Source organism: Mycobacterium sp. 050272, assembly GCF_039023525.1.
GTDB lineage: Bacteria > Actinomycetota > Actinomycetes > Mycobacteriales > Mycobacteriaceae > Mycobacterium.
Map to the genome: position 1 here is coordinate 774,412 of NZ_JBCHKV010000001.1, position 13,699 is coordinate 788,110.

Consider the following 13,699-nt stretch of genomic DNA (forward strand, 5'->3'; position numbering starts at 1 on the left):
TCAGTGTCCCGTTCCGAATCGCACGCCGATCGTGGTCAGCACCACGTTCACCGCGTATAGCGCGACGACGCAGAGCACCACGGTTTCGTTGACGGCAGTCCCCAGGCCTTTCGAACCGCCGCGCACGGTCAGGCCGCGGTAGCAGCCGACCAGACCGGCGATCAGGCCGAAGATCGCCGCCTTGAGGGTCGCGATGACGACCTCGGGCAGGCCGGTGATCGTGGTCAGGGTGGCCAGGTAGGCACCACCGGAGACGTTCTGCAGGTACACCCCGAACAGGTAGCCGCCCACCAGGCCGACGGTGATGACCAGGCCATTGAGCAGTGTCGCGACCAGGGTCGCGGCGATCACCCGGGGCACCACCAGGCGGTGGATCGGGTCGATGCCGAGCACCTCCATCGCGTCGATCTCCTCGCGGATGGTGCGCGCGCCCAGGTCCGCGCAGATCGCGGTCGATCCGGCGCCGGCAACCACCAGCACCGTGGTCAGCGGACCGAGCTGGGTGACCGCGCCGATCGCCGCGCCGGCGCCGGACAGGTCGGCGGCACCGAACTGGGCCAGCAGCACGTTGAGCGTGAAGATCAGCAGCACGGTCAGCGGGATCGAGACGAAAACGGTCGGCAGGAACGCGACCCGCATGATGAACCAGCACTGCAGGACGAACTCGCGCCACTGGAAGGGCCGGCGGAACAACGCCCGGCCGGTCAGCACACACATCCGGAAGAACCCGCCGATCAGCGTCAGCGGCGTCTCCAGCTGGTCGCGCAGGTAGCCGACGAGGTAGGGGCCCCGCCCGCCCGCAGACGTCGAAGTCACCACTGCCCCCTCATGCCGGCGCCACCCGCCCCACGGCGCAGCGAATCGTCTCGCACGCCCCCACCTTGCCCCGGACCCACATGTGTGATCACCGACTCCCTACTGGCAAGTAGTAACGGAGACCACAGGAATGTACCCGATGGCCAAGCAGGTGTGAACCGCATCCGCACAATTAACCCTTCGTCAACAACGGGCAAACGTTACAGTTTCTGTCAGCTTTCCTCTCATGACGTGAAATCCCTTGAAGTAGCCTGATTTTGAGTTGCGCCGGCGGTGCCGTAGCGAACCCGTAGCTCAGTCTTGAGGACCTTGCCGGCCGGATTGCGGGGCAACGCGTCGACGATCTCGAGTGCCTTGGGGTGCTTGTAGCGGGCAAGGCGCTCGGTGAGGAATTCATCCAGATCCTCGAGACTGAGGCGCTCGACGGTGATCGCCGCGACGGCGATCGGTACCTCGCCCCATTTCTCGTGGGCCCGGCCGATAACCGCGACCTCGACGATGCCGGGGTGGCCGGCCAGCACGTTCTCCACTTCGGCGCAGTAGACGTTCTCGCCGCCGGAGATGATCATGTCCTTCTTGCGGTCGACCACCCAGACATAGCCCTCCTCGTCCATCCGGACGAGGTCGCCGGAGTGGAACCAGCCGCCCGCGAACGCCTCCGCGGTGGCCTCCGGGTTGTTCCAGTAGCCGCTCATCAATGTCGGTGCGCGGTAGACGATTTCGCCGACCTCACCGACCGGCACATCGTTCATGTTTTCGTCGACGACGCGGGCGGCGACGGTCGGGATCACCTTGCCGACCGACCCGCGCTTACGGATCGCGTCCTCGCCGAGCAGCATGCAGGTGACCGGAGACATCTCGGTCTGGCCGAACGCGGCGAGGATCTGGGTGCCGGGGAACGTGGCCGACATCTCCCGCAGCAGCGCGTCCGGAGCGGGCGCGGCTCCCCACGACATGATCCGCAGCTTCAAGTCGCGGGGGCGGGCCTGTTGCTCGGCGCAGACGGCCTGCCATTGCGCGGGAACAAGGAAGATGCCGGTGACCTTCTCGGCCGCGAGCACGTCGAGCAGCTGGCCCGGGTCGAAAGCCCCGAGGGGATAGATGACCGTGGGCAGGCCGAGTAGCAGCCCGCCGAGCAGGTTGCCGACGCCGGCGATGTGAAACAGCGGGACCCCGATGAAGCCGACATCGTTGTTGATGTCGGCGCCGTTGGTGTAGAGCCCGGTCATCGTCTGCCCGGTCAGGTTGGTGTGGGTGAGCACGGCGCCCTTGGGGCGACCGGTGGTGCCCGAGGTGTACATGATCAGGGCCGGCGAGTCGTTCGGGACGTCCACCGGCTCGAACGCGTCGCCGGGCTCGTCGATCAGGTCTTCGTAACCGAGCACGTTGTCGTCGGTCGAAGCACCGGCCACGATCACGGTGGCGAGCAGCGGCGCAATGTCGCGCACGCCGGTGGCGACCGGAGCCAGCACCGCTTCGGTGACCATCACCCGCGCCTCGCAGTCCTCGACCAGGAACGCGATCTCGGACGGGGTGAGCCGGAAGTTCAGCGGAACCGCGATGCCGCCGAGCATGTTGGTGGCCAGCATCGCCTCGACGAACTCGGGGCGGTTGAGCATCAGGATCATCACCCGGTCCCCGGCGCCGACCCCGCGGCGGCGCAGCGCTGCGGCCAACGCGGTGACGCGTCGCTGCAGGTCGGCCCACGTAAGCGTGCGGCCGGTGAATCGCAGCGCGACGGCCTGCGGCTGCATGAGAGCGTGGCGCTCCAGCTGGTTGACCCAGTTCTGCCGGCGGGCCAGATACGGCTGCGCGGTCGGGTGTGACGGCTGCGACGCTTGTGCCTTGTGGCTAGCAAGTTGCGCGGTCAACTAATACCTTCCCTTCACTCGCGCACCGCTTGCGACAGGTTGATATTTGATAAAACATGGTGTTGTGTGGGTCACACTATGGCCTTACCGCCCTGATGACAAGCCCCGATACGCCCTGAAAACTCCCTGAAAACGCCCCTCGAAAGCCTGGCCACCGACGTGAACGTACCTCTATCTACGCGAACCCACGGCAGGCGGCGACAACTGCGCCGAGCGCAGCTGTCGGACGAGGTCGCGGGTCACCTGCGGGCGGCGATCATGTCGGGGACATTGCGCCCGGGCACCTTCATACGCCTCGACGAGACGGCGGCCGAACTCGGGGTCAGCGTGACACCGGTGCGCGAGGCTCTGCTGAAGCTGCGCGGTGAGGGCATGGTGCAGCTAGAACCGCACCGCGGCCACGTCGTGCTGCCGCTGACCCGGCAAGACATCGACGACATCTTCTGGCTGCAGGCCACCATCGCCAGGGAATTGGCCGCGGCGGCCACCTCACACATCACCGAGGCCGAAATCGACGAGCTGGAGCGGATCAACAACTCGCTCGCCGCGGCCGTGGGCGCCAGCGACCCCGAGACCATCGCGGGCATCGAGTTCTCGTTTCACCGCGTCTTCAACCAGGCCAGCGGTCGGATCAAGCTGGCCTGGTTCCTGCTCAACGCCGCGCGGTATATGCCGGTGCTGGTGTACGCCGGCGATCCGCAGTGGGGTGTCGCCGCGGTCGACAATCACCAGCAGCTGATCGCCGCGCTGCGCCGTCGGGATACGTCCGCGGTGATCGAGCACACGGTCTGGCAATTCACCGACGCGGCGCAGCGACTGACCCAAATGCTGGACGGGGCCGGGATTTTCGGTTAGCTGGCGGCCAGCTGTTCGGCGCGCTTCTTCAGGTTCTCCGCCAGGTGGTCGAGCACGTTGTTCAGCATCATCTTCACCATCGGCGCGGGCACCGGCATCGACGGTTCGACGTCGATGTCAACGGTCAACAGGCTCGAGGCGCCGGTTTCCACCACGCTGAACAGCTGCTCCTGCTTCTTGAACAGCTCGCCCTGCTGCAGCACGGTCTGAATCTGGTTCGGTCCCGGGTAGTAGATGGCCTGAATGAACACACCCTCGAAACCTTGGTAGGCGGCGTCCAACCGAATCTGGCTGGGCCGGCCGTCGTCGTAGCGCGCCAGCACCCAGCAGCCCTTGGCCCCGTCGCTCCACTCCGGATACCGCTCGAAATCCGCGACGATGGCCATGATGGCCGCGGCGTTGGTCTCGACCTCGACGGTTTTGCTCAATACGGGCATTGCCGAAGCATAGCCGGGCGCGCGAAAGCCCCAGCGCCTGGCGCTTTCTCGGCTAAACCGCCACGCAGGCCGTCGACAGCAGGGTCCGGATGGGGTCGGGAATCGGGGTGGGCTTGCGGCCGGTGCGGTCGACGTAAACGTGCACCCAATGCCCGAGCGCGGTGACCGGCCGCGGCTGTTGACCCTCTCGTGAATCGAATACGCCGAGCCGGTAGGTGACGCTGCTGCGGCCCAGCCGTGTCACGGCGAGACCCACCTCGAGACTCTGCGGGAATTGCAGTTCGGAGAAGTAGCGGCAGCCCGACTCGGCGACGACGCCCAAGGCCGGCATCGTGGTCGGGTCAAGCCCGGTGCCGATCGTGATCCAGGCATTGATCGCGGTGTCGAACAACTGGTAATAGACCGCATTGTTGAGGTGACCGAACATGTCGTTGTCGGCCCACCGGGTGCCCACCGGCCACAGCACCGGGAAGTCGCTGCTGGTGAGCCGCTCTGGGGCCGGCGGAATGAGAGCCATGCTGGTATTCCAACATGTGTGACCCCCGGTGGGCGGTGCCGCACCGGATTGGTTCGGCCGGCCCACGGTTCACGGCTGCTACCTCGGGTGCAGGGGTGCGACGGGTTCGGCCGCTATGTCGGCAACGCGGTGATTTTCGACGTAATCCCAACGGATCTGGTAACCGAGCCCGGGTGCTTGCGGTAGGTCGACGAATCCGTCCGCGCCCAGTGGGTCGCACGGTGCTTCGAGATAGCCCGGCACAGTGTCGTAGCGGACCCCGGGCCCGAGCAGGCCGCGCTCGTAGTATTCGCACACGTCGTCGCTCGTGGCACCCAGGACTTGCAAATTGCCGAAACCGCTCATGTGCAGCTCGCAGCGCATGCCGACGGCCTCAGCCATTCCGGCTAATTTCATCACTCCGGTAATGCCCCCGCGCAAGACGTCGATGCGGGTGATGTCGGAGGCACGACGCAAGATCCAGTCCGCTCGGGTATAGACACCGCCCTCGGCGATCTCCGGGGAGCAGATCGGGATATCAAGTGCGTCGGCCAGTTTCACATATGACTCGACCCGGTACTCGGGCATCGGGTGCTCATACCAATAGAAACCCAGCCGCTCCAGTTCGCGCCCGACCAGTAGGGCGTCTTCGAAAGTCTGGTAGGTGCCCCACGGGTCGAACATCAGCACCATGTCGTCTCCGACCGCCGCCCGAACCTCCCGGCACACCTGGAGATCCCAGTCCACATACGACGGCCGCGGCAGGGCGGGTTGGCGGGTCGCGGGGTTCCAATAGTGATACGGGTGGATTTTGTAGGCCCGATAACCCTGGCGCTGGCAGTCGACGGCATGAGCCGCGTACTCGTCGGGACTGCCCAGATTGTTGAAGCTGCTCGCATAGGCCTTGACGCGGTCGCGAGCACCGCCCAGCAACTTGCGGGTGGGTAGCCCGGTAGCCCGGCCCGCCAAATCCCAAAGGGCCAGATCGATGACGCTGCACACGTTCTCCGGTAGTTTCGCGGCCCAGAGTTGACGCCAGATCTCCGCCCGGTCGAAGGGATCCTGGCCGGTGAGCAGGGCACTCAAGAATTGAGTTATCAGTGCCCGGTCCCCGGGCAGCAGCCCGTCCTGGTCGCCGTGGAAATGACCCCCGAAGTAGTAACCCTCGACGCCCTCGTCGGTGAGCACCTTTGTCACGGTCTGCACCACACGGTAATCGGTAGTCAACTGGCCGAACGAGATTCGGTCGACAAAGGTCTCGAATGGCACGACCTGTAGGCCGGTGATCCTCATAACGGGTCATTGTTCGCGACCCGCCACGTTCACGGGTAGGGGCAAAGGTCCTACGCCGCCATCTCGAGCCGAGGGCGGCTCACATCGCGTACCAGGCGCGCTGCAGCGCCTGACCCTGCAGGGTGAACAGCCGCTCGGACTCCGACCAGTCGGGCAGCAGGGAATCGAAACCGTGGCAGGTGCGCGCGAATACGTGCAATTCGGTGGACACGCCGGCGCGCAGGAGCCGCAGCGCGTAGTCGATCGCTTCGTCGCGAAACGGATCGATCTCCGCGCAGGTGATCAAAGTTGGTGGTAAATGTCCTAATTCGGGACGCCGCGCCGGCACGGCATCCGGCGATGCGGGCCGGCCGGCCAGGTAGTAGCGCCACATCAGTTCGGCCGCCTCACCGTCGAACGCCGGGCTGGTGCGAAACTCCGCTTTCGACGCGGTAGCACGATCGTCGAGCACCGGCTGGTGCAACAGCTGGAACACGACGGCCGGCAGCGATCCGTCGGCACAACGCTGCACCAGGGATGCGGCCAGAGTGGCGCCGGCGCTGCTGCCCGCGACGGCCAGCCGGGTGATGTCTACATCCAGCTCCGCCGCTTTGCCGGTGACCCAGTTGAGCACCGTGATCGCGTCGTCGAGCGCGGCCGGGTAGGGGTGCTCCGGGGCCAGCCGGTAGTCGACCGACACCACCGTGCAGCGGCCGCGGCGGGCGAGTTCGGCGCACTGCCGGTGATCGGTGTCCAGGTTGCCCAGCGCGAATCCGCCCGCGTGGCAATACACCACGACCGGTGCCGGTGACGGCCCGCCGCGATAGATGCGCACCGGCACGTTGCCGGCGGCGTCACTGGTGATCTGCACGCCCGGCAACTCGGTGATGGCCGCGGTGTCGCGGCGGCGCTGGTCGAACGGTGTGCGCATCGACTGAATTGCCTGCGGGGAGAAGACCGTTCGCGCCGTCGCAACCGCGCGCAGCACCGGATGCAGACGGTGCGCCCCGTCCAGGTCCGTCATCGCGCCTCCGGCGTGCGCCTATGGCCGGCGGACACGGGTCGGCGCGGATGGCTGGAGAACACGAAATCGCCGGGCGTGAACCTGCGCGTCATCTCCCAGAAGCTACGCGCGCTGCGTGGCCACTGCGTGACCACGCGCCCGTTCGGAGCGCGAAAGTAGTTGCTGCACTGGGTCGTCCACACCGTGCCGACCATCCACTGGTCGATCTTGGCGATGAACCGCGCCAGCGCCGACGGCCGCACCGCTACGTACGTCTTGCCCCGGCGCCGCAGGTACTTCAACGCCCGCACGATGTAGCGGGCCTGAGCTTCCAACATGAAGATCACGCTGTTGGAGCCGACGTTCGTGTTGGGCCCGTACAGCATGAAGAAGTTCGGGAACCCGGGGACGGCCATGCCGAGATACGCATGCGCCCCCTCACTCCACACCTCGCGCAGTGTGGCGCCGCCTTCGCCGGACACATCCAGCTGCCCGAGATAGTCGGCGGCGGCGTAGCCGGTGGCACACACCACGACGTCGACGTCGCGCTCGGTGCCGTCCTCGGTGACGAAGGACCGGGCCTTGAGGTAGCGGGCCGGGCTGGAAACCACCTCGACATTGGGCCGGGTCAGCGTTGGCAGGTAGTCCGAGGAGAACACCAGCCGCTTGCAGCCCATCGGGTGATCCGGAGTAAGCCGCTGCCGCAATTCCTGGTCGGCGACTGTCTTTTCAAGTAAGTCAAGGGCAATCGCGGTGAAATCCTGCGTCTTGTCGCTGCCGTGCTCGATCACGGAGATGTTGGATTCGCTGCGCAGCCACAGCCGGGTCCGGTACAGCCTTTTGGCGAACGGCAGATGAGCGAAGGCCCAACGCTCCCGTCGGGTGTAGTGCCGATCCGGCTTGGGCAGAATCCAGGTCGGCGAGCGCTGTACCGAATAGACCCGGGCAGCGACCTTTGCGAGTTCGGGCAGCAGCTGCGACGCCGTCGAACCGGTGCCCAACACCGCCACCCGCGCGCCCTCGAGATCGATCGAATGATCCCATTGCGACGAGTGCATCACGGTCCCGGTGAACGGCTCCTGCTCGACGAGCTCCGGGAAAAGGGGCCGGGTGAACAGACCCACGGCGGAGACCACGACGTCGAAGCGGTGTTGTTCGCCACTGCTGGTGGTGAGGCACCACTGCTGTGCGTCCTCTTCCCAAGTCGCTGAACGAATTTCGGTGCGTAGCCGCAGATGCGGCCGCAACCCGTATTTGTCGGCACAGCGTTCGAAGTAGGCGAGGATCTCGGGCTGGCCGGACCATAACCGCGACCAATGCGGGTTCAGGTCGAAGGAGAACGAATACAGATGCGACTTGACGTCGCAGGCCAGTCCCGGATAGGTGTTGATCCGCCACGTGCCGCCGACGTCGTCTTCGCGGTCAAAGATGGTGAAGTCGTGAAATCCGGCGCGGTCCAACAGGATTCCCAATGCCAGTCCGCCCGGACCGGCACCGATGATGCCGACCGACAATGTTGTGTTCATCGGATTTGTAGGCATTGCCCACCGTCGACGACCAATTCCGAACCGGTGATGAACGACGCGGCGCCCGACACCAGAAAGGCCACCGCATCGGCAATTTCGGCTGGCTGCCCCAGCCGCCCGAACTGCGCCGTCGCTGTCAGCCGCGCCTGCGTGGCGTCGTCGAGCATCGAGGTTGCGATCGGCCCGGGGAACACCGCATTGACCCGAATACCCCACGGCGCGAGTTCGGCCGCCGCCGTCTGGGTCAGCCCCCGAAGCGCCCACTTCGACGAACCGTAGGCGCTGTGCGCCGGGAACGGGCGGATGGCTCCGGTGCTGCAAATATTCACGATCGCCGCGTGTTCGGCCGCCCGCAGTTGGCCGAGTGTGGCTCGCATGCCCAGGAAGGCACCCAGACAGTTGACCCGCCACGCATTTTCGAAATCGGCGACCGTCTCGTCGCCCAGCGCGGCACGATGCAGCACCCCCGCATTGTTGACCAGCGTGTTCAGCCCGCCGAAGCGGTCCACCGTCGTTGCGACGGCGGTCTCCCACTGCTGCTCGCTGGTCACGTCCAGTTCGATCGCGATCACCTCGTCGTCACCCAATTCGGCGACCGCGGCCGCGACATCCTTGGCGCGCCGGTCGCAGGCCGCCACCGAATAACCGTTGCCGCGAAGCTTTTTCGCGATCGCCCAGCCCTGGCCGCCCGCCGCTCCGGTGACGAGTGCGACGCTCATGATGACGGAACCTCCGGGCTGTCGGACAAGCCGTGGCTGGTGACGAATTGGCATCTGCGCCGCCGGAAACGCCATCGGCCGTCGCGGCGGACGAGTTGGTCGTCGTAGAGCGCGGGCCGCAGGTGCAGATCGCCGGCCCGGACGAACAGGACCTGGGTGCGGGCGGTCGCGGTGCCGGCTTCGTCGGTGCCGACGTCGATGCGCGACACCCCGGTCAGGTGCAGCCCGCGGGGAGCATCGGTGAACATCGAGGCGATCCCTTCGTGCCCGGCGAAAGACCGTCCGTAGACCAGGAATTCCGCGTCGTCGGTGAACAGCTGCACGCACGCGTCGGCATCGCCCCCGTCCAGGGCGAGTGCGTAGGCGCCGATCAGTTCGCGGATCGCGGTGCGCTCGTCGGTCACTGTCCGGTCGCTTCGCGTAAATGCTCCATCGCCCCGCGGCGCAGCGCCGCCGATTCGGCGGCCAGGGTGATCATCCGAAAGCCGAGCTGCGCCATCGCGTGACCGGTCTTGCCCTCACTGGCGTGAATCCCGGCGACCAGCCCGGCTGCGGTCGCGACGCGGTGGATCCGCACGATCGCGTCCAGCACTTCGGGCTGTCGGGTCGATCCGACGGGTTGGTGGCCCATCGAGATCGCCAGATCGGCGGGCCCGATATATATTCCGGCCAGCCCGTCGACCGCACAAATGTCAGCGAGGTTTGCCAGCGCCGCAGCGGTTTCGATCATCGCGAACACGCTCACCCGCGCCTCGTGGGCGGCGGGGTCGAGCCCGAGGCCGGTGCGCAGCGGTCCGAAGCTGCGGACGCCCGCCGGCGGGTAACGGGTCGCGGCCACGGCCGCGGCGGCCTGGCCGGCCGACTCGACCATCGCGATGAAGACGGCGTCGGCACCGGCGTCGGCCACCCGCCCGATCGGAGCGGGGTCGGCATTGGGCAACCGCACCGCGGTCGCGATAGGCACCTGCTCGAGGCGCCGCAGGATGCCGGCGATGTCGGCGTCGTCGAGATAGCCGTGCTGGGCGTCGAATCCGACGTAGTCGTATCCGGCCCGGGCGAATTCCTCCGGCCCGATCAGCGTCGGGCCGGTGACCCACCCGCCCCAGATCGGGGCCGCCTTGGCCTGCGCGTCGCCGAAGATGCTCACTGCGCGATCGCGATCTTGACGCGCTCGGGAACCGGCCGGCACGCCAGGTCGAATGCGCCCTGCACGTCGTCGATCCCGAAGGTGTGCGTGAGATAGCAGCCGAGTAGCTCGGGATGTTCGGCGGCAAACTTGCCGGCGAGCTCGAGCACCCGCCGCCGGTCAAGCGTCACACCGGATTTCAGGGTCAAGTTGTTGCGCAGCATGAGACGCATGCTAATCGGGTAGGCCTCGTCGTCGGCGACGCCGAAGTAGAAGACCGTGCCGCCGGGGGCAGTGGCCTCGATGGCGTGGCCCAGCGTGGCGACCTGATGACCGACGGCCTCGATGACGATATCCGCGCGATCTGTCGGCGCCAGTCGACTAACCCAGCGGTCGCTGGTCGCACGCACCACCTCGTCGACACCGAACGTCGTTGCGAGGCTTCGCCGGTCGACCGGGTCCACACCGGTGACACGTCGGGCGCCGGCGGTCTTGGCGACGTAGGAGAACAGCAGGCCGATCGAGCCCTGTCCGATGATCGCGACGTGCTTGCCCGCCAGGTCCGGCAGTTGCTCGCAGGCATACAGGACGCACGCCAGCGGTTGCAGCCCGACCGCCTGCGCAGCGGTGAGCGCGGGGTCATACGGCGCCAGGCCGTTGCCGTCACTGATGACCCGCTCCATCAGCCCGTCAAATCCCGACGCCCAGCCCACCACGCGATCGCCAACCCGGTGTTCAGGATGCCGGCTGGCAATCACCTCACCGGCCACTTCGTGGATCGGAAAGCCATCCTTCTCGGCGGCGCTGCGACCGTCGTCGCCGGCAAGTCTGCCCTGGGCGCCGCGAAATCCCGGCAGGTCGCTGCCGCATACCCCGGCCGCCAGGAACCGCATCAGCACCTGCCCGTCGGCCAGGTCGTCCGGCTTCTTCTCGACGATCGACGTGCGCTCGAACTCGTACGGGGCGATGATCCGGTAGGACCACACGTCAGACCTCCACCGGGATCTGGTTCCATCCCCACTGGAAGCTGGACGGCAGGCGGGTCGCGCCTTGGCCCTTGATCGCGAAGTCCGGCACCCGGCGCAGCCATTCCTGAACGAGCACCGCGACTTCCAGCCGGGCCAGGTGGTAGCCGATGCAGAAGTGCTGGCCGCGGCCAAAGACCAGCGAGCGGGCGATAGGCCGATCCCAGACGAACTCGTCGGGGTTCTCATACTCCCGTTCGTCGCGATTGGCCGAGGCGAGCAGCGTGATCACCCGCTGGCCCGGCTCGATGGTCTGGTCGTGAATCGTGAAGGGCCGCCGCGCCGTTCGGGCAAACCATTGCGCGGGCGCACAGTACCGAAGCATCTCCTCACGGGCCACCGGCACGGTGTTGACCGGATCGGCACGCACGGCGGCAAGCTGGTCGGGCCGCTGGCTGAGCTCCCACAGCCCGTGCGCAGCGATCTTGGGCACGGTTTCGGTGCCGCCGATGAAGATGCACAACATCTGCGTGGCTGTTTCGACGTCGGACAGGGCGCTGCCGTCGGGCAACCGGTAACCCAGCAGCCCGTCGACCACCGGAAGCGGCGCGCCCGATTGGTCGGCCCGGCGCCGTTGGACCACGGGGATCAGGTATTCGAGGTAGTTGGGCCGAGCCTGCGCGGTGTCGACGCCCTCACCGGGTGCCGCGAGGCTTCCGGCGTTGACCGCGGCCAACACCTGCGGCGCGAGTTCGGTTGATATTCCCAGCAAGTCGCACACCATCGAGGCGGCCACGATGCCGCCGTAGTCCTGGGTCAGATCGAAGGACCCCTGCGGCAGCAACAGGTCGAGGCGCTCGTTGGCGAGCTCGCGGATCCTGGCCTCCAGCCCGGCGACCGACCGCGGCCGCAGTGGCGCCGAGTGGGACCGACGGATCTCGCCGTACAGATCGGTGTCGAACACGGCGTGAAATGGCAAGGGGTGCAATGGCGGATCCTCGACCGGCCCGCTGTTGTGCTTGGCCAACACGGTCGCCGGGGGCAGGGTTCCTTCCGACGCCACGAAGGTTCCGTCGTTGACTTCGAGAACCTGCCAGATGTCCTCGAAGCGGGACAGCGCGTAGGTATCCCATTGCGGCATGTAATAGACCGGATGGTGATCGCGCAGAGTTCGGTAGTACGGCAACGGGTTTGCCATGACGTCCGCGTCGAAGGGGTCGTACGCGAAGTCGGAGGTGGGGGCGGTCACTGCAGCGGAGAGGGCGGTAGAGCCTGCAGAATCGAGTCTTCCCAGCCATCGCGCAATGCCGGTGCCACGCTCATCCAGGTGACGATCTCGGCGGGCGGGCTGTCCTTCCAGGATGGGTAGTGGTTGGCGAAGCATTCCCAGCCGCCGTCCAGCGCCCAGTAGTGGATGACCTCGTTGAAACGGAACGTGGTGGTAAACGATCCCAGCCAGCGCTTCCCGGTGCGCTCCGACCATGGGACGTAAAGCCGTTCCAACTCCCGGATGTAGTCGTCCTGGCGCCCTGGCTTGGTTTGCATGATCTCCTGAATCACCAGTGGCGCAGCGAAATTGGCTTCGCGTAGCTGGGCGAGGGTTTTATTACTCGGCCCGGGGTACATGATCCGGCCCTCGCCGCAGGCCCCGATGTCGGACAGGAACGCCGCCCACTTGCCGGCCGCGGCCGCGTGGTCTCCCCCGCGGGCCTGGGCGGCCCCGATCCTCGCGTAGTCGGAGAATCCGTCGATCTCCCAGATGATGGTGACCTGCGGCCAGTGGCCGTTGTAGGGCGTGGTTTCCCACATCGCGAACAGCCGGGCGCCGAGCGCGTCCATCATCGGCTGGTAGGTGTCGGTGAAGACCTCGGTGAAGCGGCCGCTTAACCCCGATCCCAGCGAAATCGTCTCGTGCAGGTAGAGCAGGGTGTGGCCGTAATACTTTTTCATCAGTCGAGCCGCACCGGCTCTGAGTCGACGCGCGCACAACTCGCCTCGCACAGCAGTGTCTCGGTCGGTTCGACCAGTGCAGACGGGATCCCCGCTGCCGCAAGGGCGTACCCCTTGAATGTGCGCGCCGCAGCCGACAGCACGTGCTGGGCTCGGGTCATGCCGCGGTTCACGCCCAACGGCCACCCCTCGCCCCACAGCGCGACTTCGGTCAGCCGGTCGTCGAGGGACTTGAGCACCTTGTCGCGCACGCGGGCGTCCGCGGTGAACGCCTCGGCGCTGACGGCCAGGGTGTGACTGGTCGATCCCATCGCGGTCGCAATGTTGTCCGTGTCCACCACCGCCACGCCGAGAATGCGCAGCGGTCGGGTGTCGCAGCCGCCCGGCAGCAGGACGGTCACCTCCCAGCCGGCCATCACCCGGTCGTAGAGCCATCCGCCGGCCGAGTGCACGACGTCGACCGCGCTGGCAGCCACCACATCCAGTCGATACCGCAGACACTCACCGTTGCCGCGGGTTGCTCGTCCAGCACTGACGCGTCTGCTCTGGCCGATGTCGAACGTCGGAGTGACCATCAAATCCGTTCCTCACCGCCACACCGCGGAGTGCGTTCGCTCCAAGGCAGCTGCAGCGCTTGTCATGGGCTTCCCAAGGGCTGACGCC

At 66.6% G+C, this 13,699-nt stretch carries 15 protein-coding genes; 1 reads left to right on the forward strand and 14 read right to left on the reverse strand.

Features of this window, described 5'->3' with window-relative positions; genetic code table 11:
- Entirely contained in the window at window positions 1-816 is an 816-nt protein-coding gene (locus AAHS21_RS03780) for an ABC transporter permease (RefSeq protein WP_342926334.1), read from the reverse strand.
- 224 nt (window positions 817-1,040) lie between these two features.
- The gene (gene fadD5, locus AAHS21_RS03785; protein ID WP_342926335.1) at window positions 1,041-2,687 is read right to left on the reverse strand and encodes a fatty-acid--CoA ligase FadD5; all 1,647 of its coding nucleotides are present in this window, start codon (window positions 2,685-2,687) and stop codon (window positions 1,041-1,043) included.
- A 159-nt stretch (window positions 2,688-2,846) separates the two neighbouring features.
- Here fadD5 and AAHS21_RS03790 point away from each other — a divergent pair, with 159 nt between their 5' ends.
- Window positions 2,847-3,542 carry a GntR family transcriptional regulator gene (locus tag AAHS21_RS03790; RefSeq protein WP_342926336.1) on the forward strand — a complete coding sequence of 232 codons (696 nt, stop codon included), beginning with the start codon at window positions 2,847-2,849 and terminating at the stop codon, window positions 3,540-3,542.
- On the opposite strand, the gene AAHS21_RS03795 is transcribed toward AAHS21_RS03790, so the two are convergent.
- The 12 genes from AAHS21_RS03795 to AAHS21_RS03850 all read right to left on the reverse strand — a co-directional run bounded on the left by AAHS21_RS03795 (window position 3,539) and on the right by AAHS21_RS03850 (window position 13,611).
- Window positions 3,539-3,979 carry an SRPBCC family protein gene (locus AAHS21_RS03795; RefSeq protein WP_342926337.1) on the reverse strand — a complete coding sequence of 147 codons (441 nt, stop codon included), beginning with the start codon at window positions 3,977-3,979 and terminating at the stop codon, window positions 3,539-3,541. The genes AAHS21_RS03790 and AAHS21_RS03795 overlap by 4 nt on opposite strands.
- A gap of 52 nt (window positions 3,980-4,031) precedes the next feature.
- Window positions 4,032-4,496: a thioesterase family protein gene (locus AAHS21_RS03800; protein ID WP_342926338.1), complete on the reverse strand. Its 465-nt coding sequence runs from the start codon at window positions 4,494-4,496 to the stop codon at window positions 4,032-4,034.
- Between the two features lie 78 nt (window positions 4,497-4,574).
- Window positions 4,575-5,768: an enolase C-terminal domain-like protein gene (locus AAHS21_RS03805; protein WP_342926339.1), complete on the reverse strand. Its 1,194-nt coding sequence runs from the start codon at window positions 5,766-5,768 to the stop codon at window positions 4,575-4,577.
- Window positions 5,769-5,847: 79 nt separating this feature from the next.
- On the reverse strand, window positions 5,848-6,771 hold the full coding sequence (locus AAHS21_RS03810; protein ID WP_342926340.1) for an alpha/beta hydrolase: 924 nt from the start codon (window positions 6,769-6,771) through the stop codon (window positions 5,848-5,850).
- Entirely contained in the window at window positions 6,768-8,291 is a 1,524-nt protein-coding gene (locus AAHS21_RS03815; RefSeq protein ID WP_342926341.1) for an NAD(P)/FAD-dependent oxidoreductase, read from the reverse strand. The genes AAHS21_RS03810 and AAHS21_RS03815 overlap by 4 nt, the downstream gene beginning before the upstream one ends.
- Entirely contained in the window at window positions 8,273-8,995 is a 723-nt protein-coding gene (locus tag AAHS21_RS03820) for an SDR family oxidoreductase (RefSeq protein ID WP_342926342.1), read from the reverse strand. The genes AAHS21_RS03815 and AAHS21_RS03820 overlap by 19 nt, the downstream gene beginning before the upstream one ends.
- Window positions 8,992-9,399, reverse strand: a complete 408-nt coding sequence (locus AAHS21_RS03825) for an SgcJ/EcaC family oxidoreductase (protein ID WP_342926343.1) — start codon at window positions 9,397-9,399, stop codon at window positions 8,992-8,994. Before AAHS21_RS03825 ends, AAHS21_RS03820 begins: the two co-directional genes overlap by 4 nt.
- A complete protein-coding gene (locus tag AAHS21_RS03830; RefSeq protein WP_342926344.1) occupies window positions 9,396-10,142 on the reverse strand; it encodes an aldolase/citrate lyase family protein in 747 nt (248 codons plus the stop codon). The genes AAHS21_RS03825 and AAHS21_RS03830 overlap by 4 nt, the downstream gene beginning before the upstream one ends.
- Window positions 10,139-11,107, reverse strand: coding sequence for a zinc-binding dehydrogenase (locus AAHS21_RS03835; RefSeq protein ID WP_342926345.1), 969 nt, complete (start codon window positions 11,105-11,107; stop codon window positions 10,139-10,141). Before AAHS21_RS03835 ends, AAHS21_RS03830 begins: the two co-directional genes overlap by 4 nt.
- A 1-nt stretch (window position 11,108) precedes the next feature.
- The gene (locus AAHS21_RS03840) at window positions 11,109-12,284 is read right to left on the reverse strand and encodes a cytochrome P450 (RefSeq protein ID WP_342926571.1); all 1,176 of its coding nucleotides are present in this window, start codon (window positions 12,282-12,284) and stop codon (window positions 11,109-11,111) included.
- A 47-nt stretch (window positions 12,285-12,331) separates the two neighbouring features.
- Window positions 12,332-13,036, reverse strand: coding sequence for an NIPSNAP family protein (locus AAHS21_RS03845; protein WP_342926346.1), 705 nt, complete (start codon window positions 13,034-13,036; stop codon window positions 12,332-12,334).
- Complete coding sequence (locus tag AAHS21_RS03850; RefSeq protein WP_342926347.1) at window positions 13,036-13,611, reverse strand: hypothetical protein; 576 nt, start codon at window positions 13,609-13,611, stop codon at window positions 13,036-13,038. Before AAHS21_RS03850 ends, AAHS21_RS03845 begins: the two co-directional genes overlap by 1 nt.
- Window positions 13,612-13,699 lie beyond the last annotated feature (88 nt).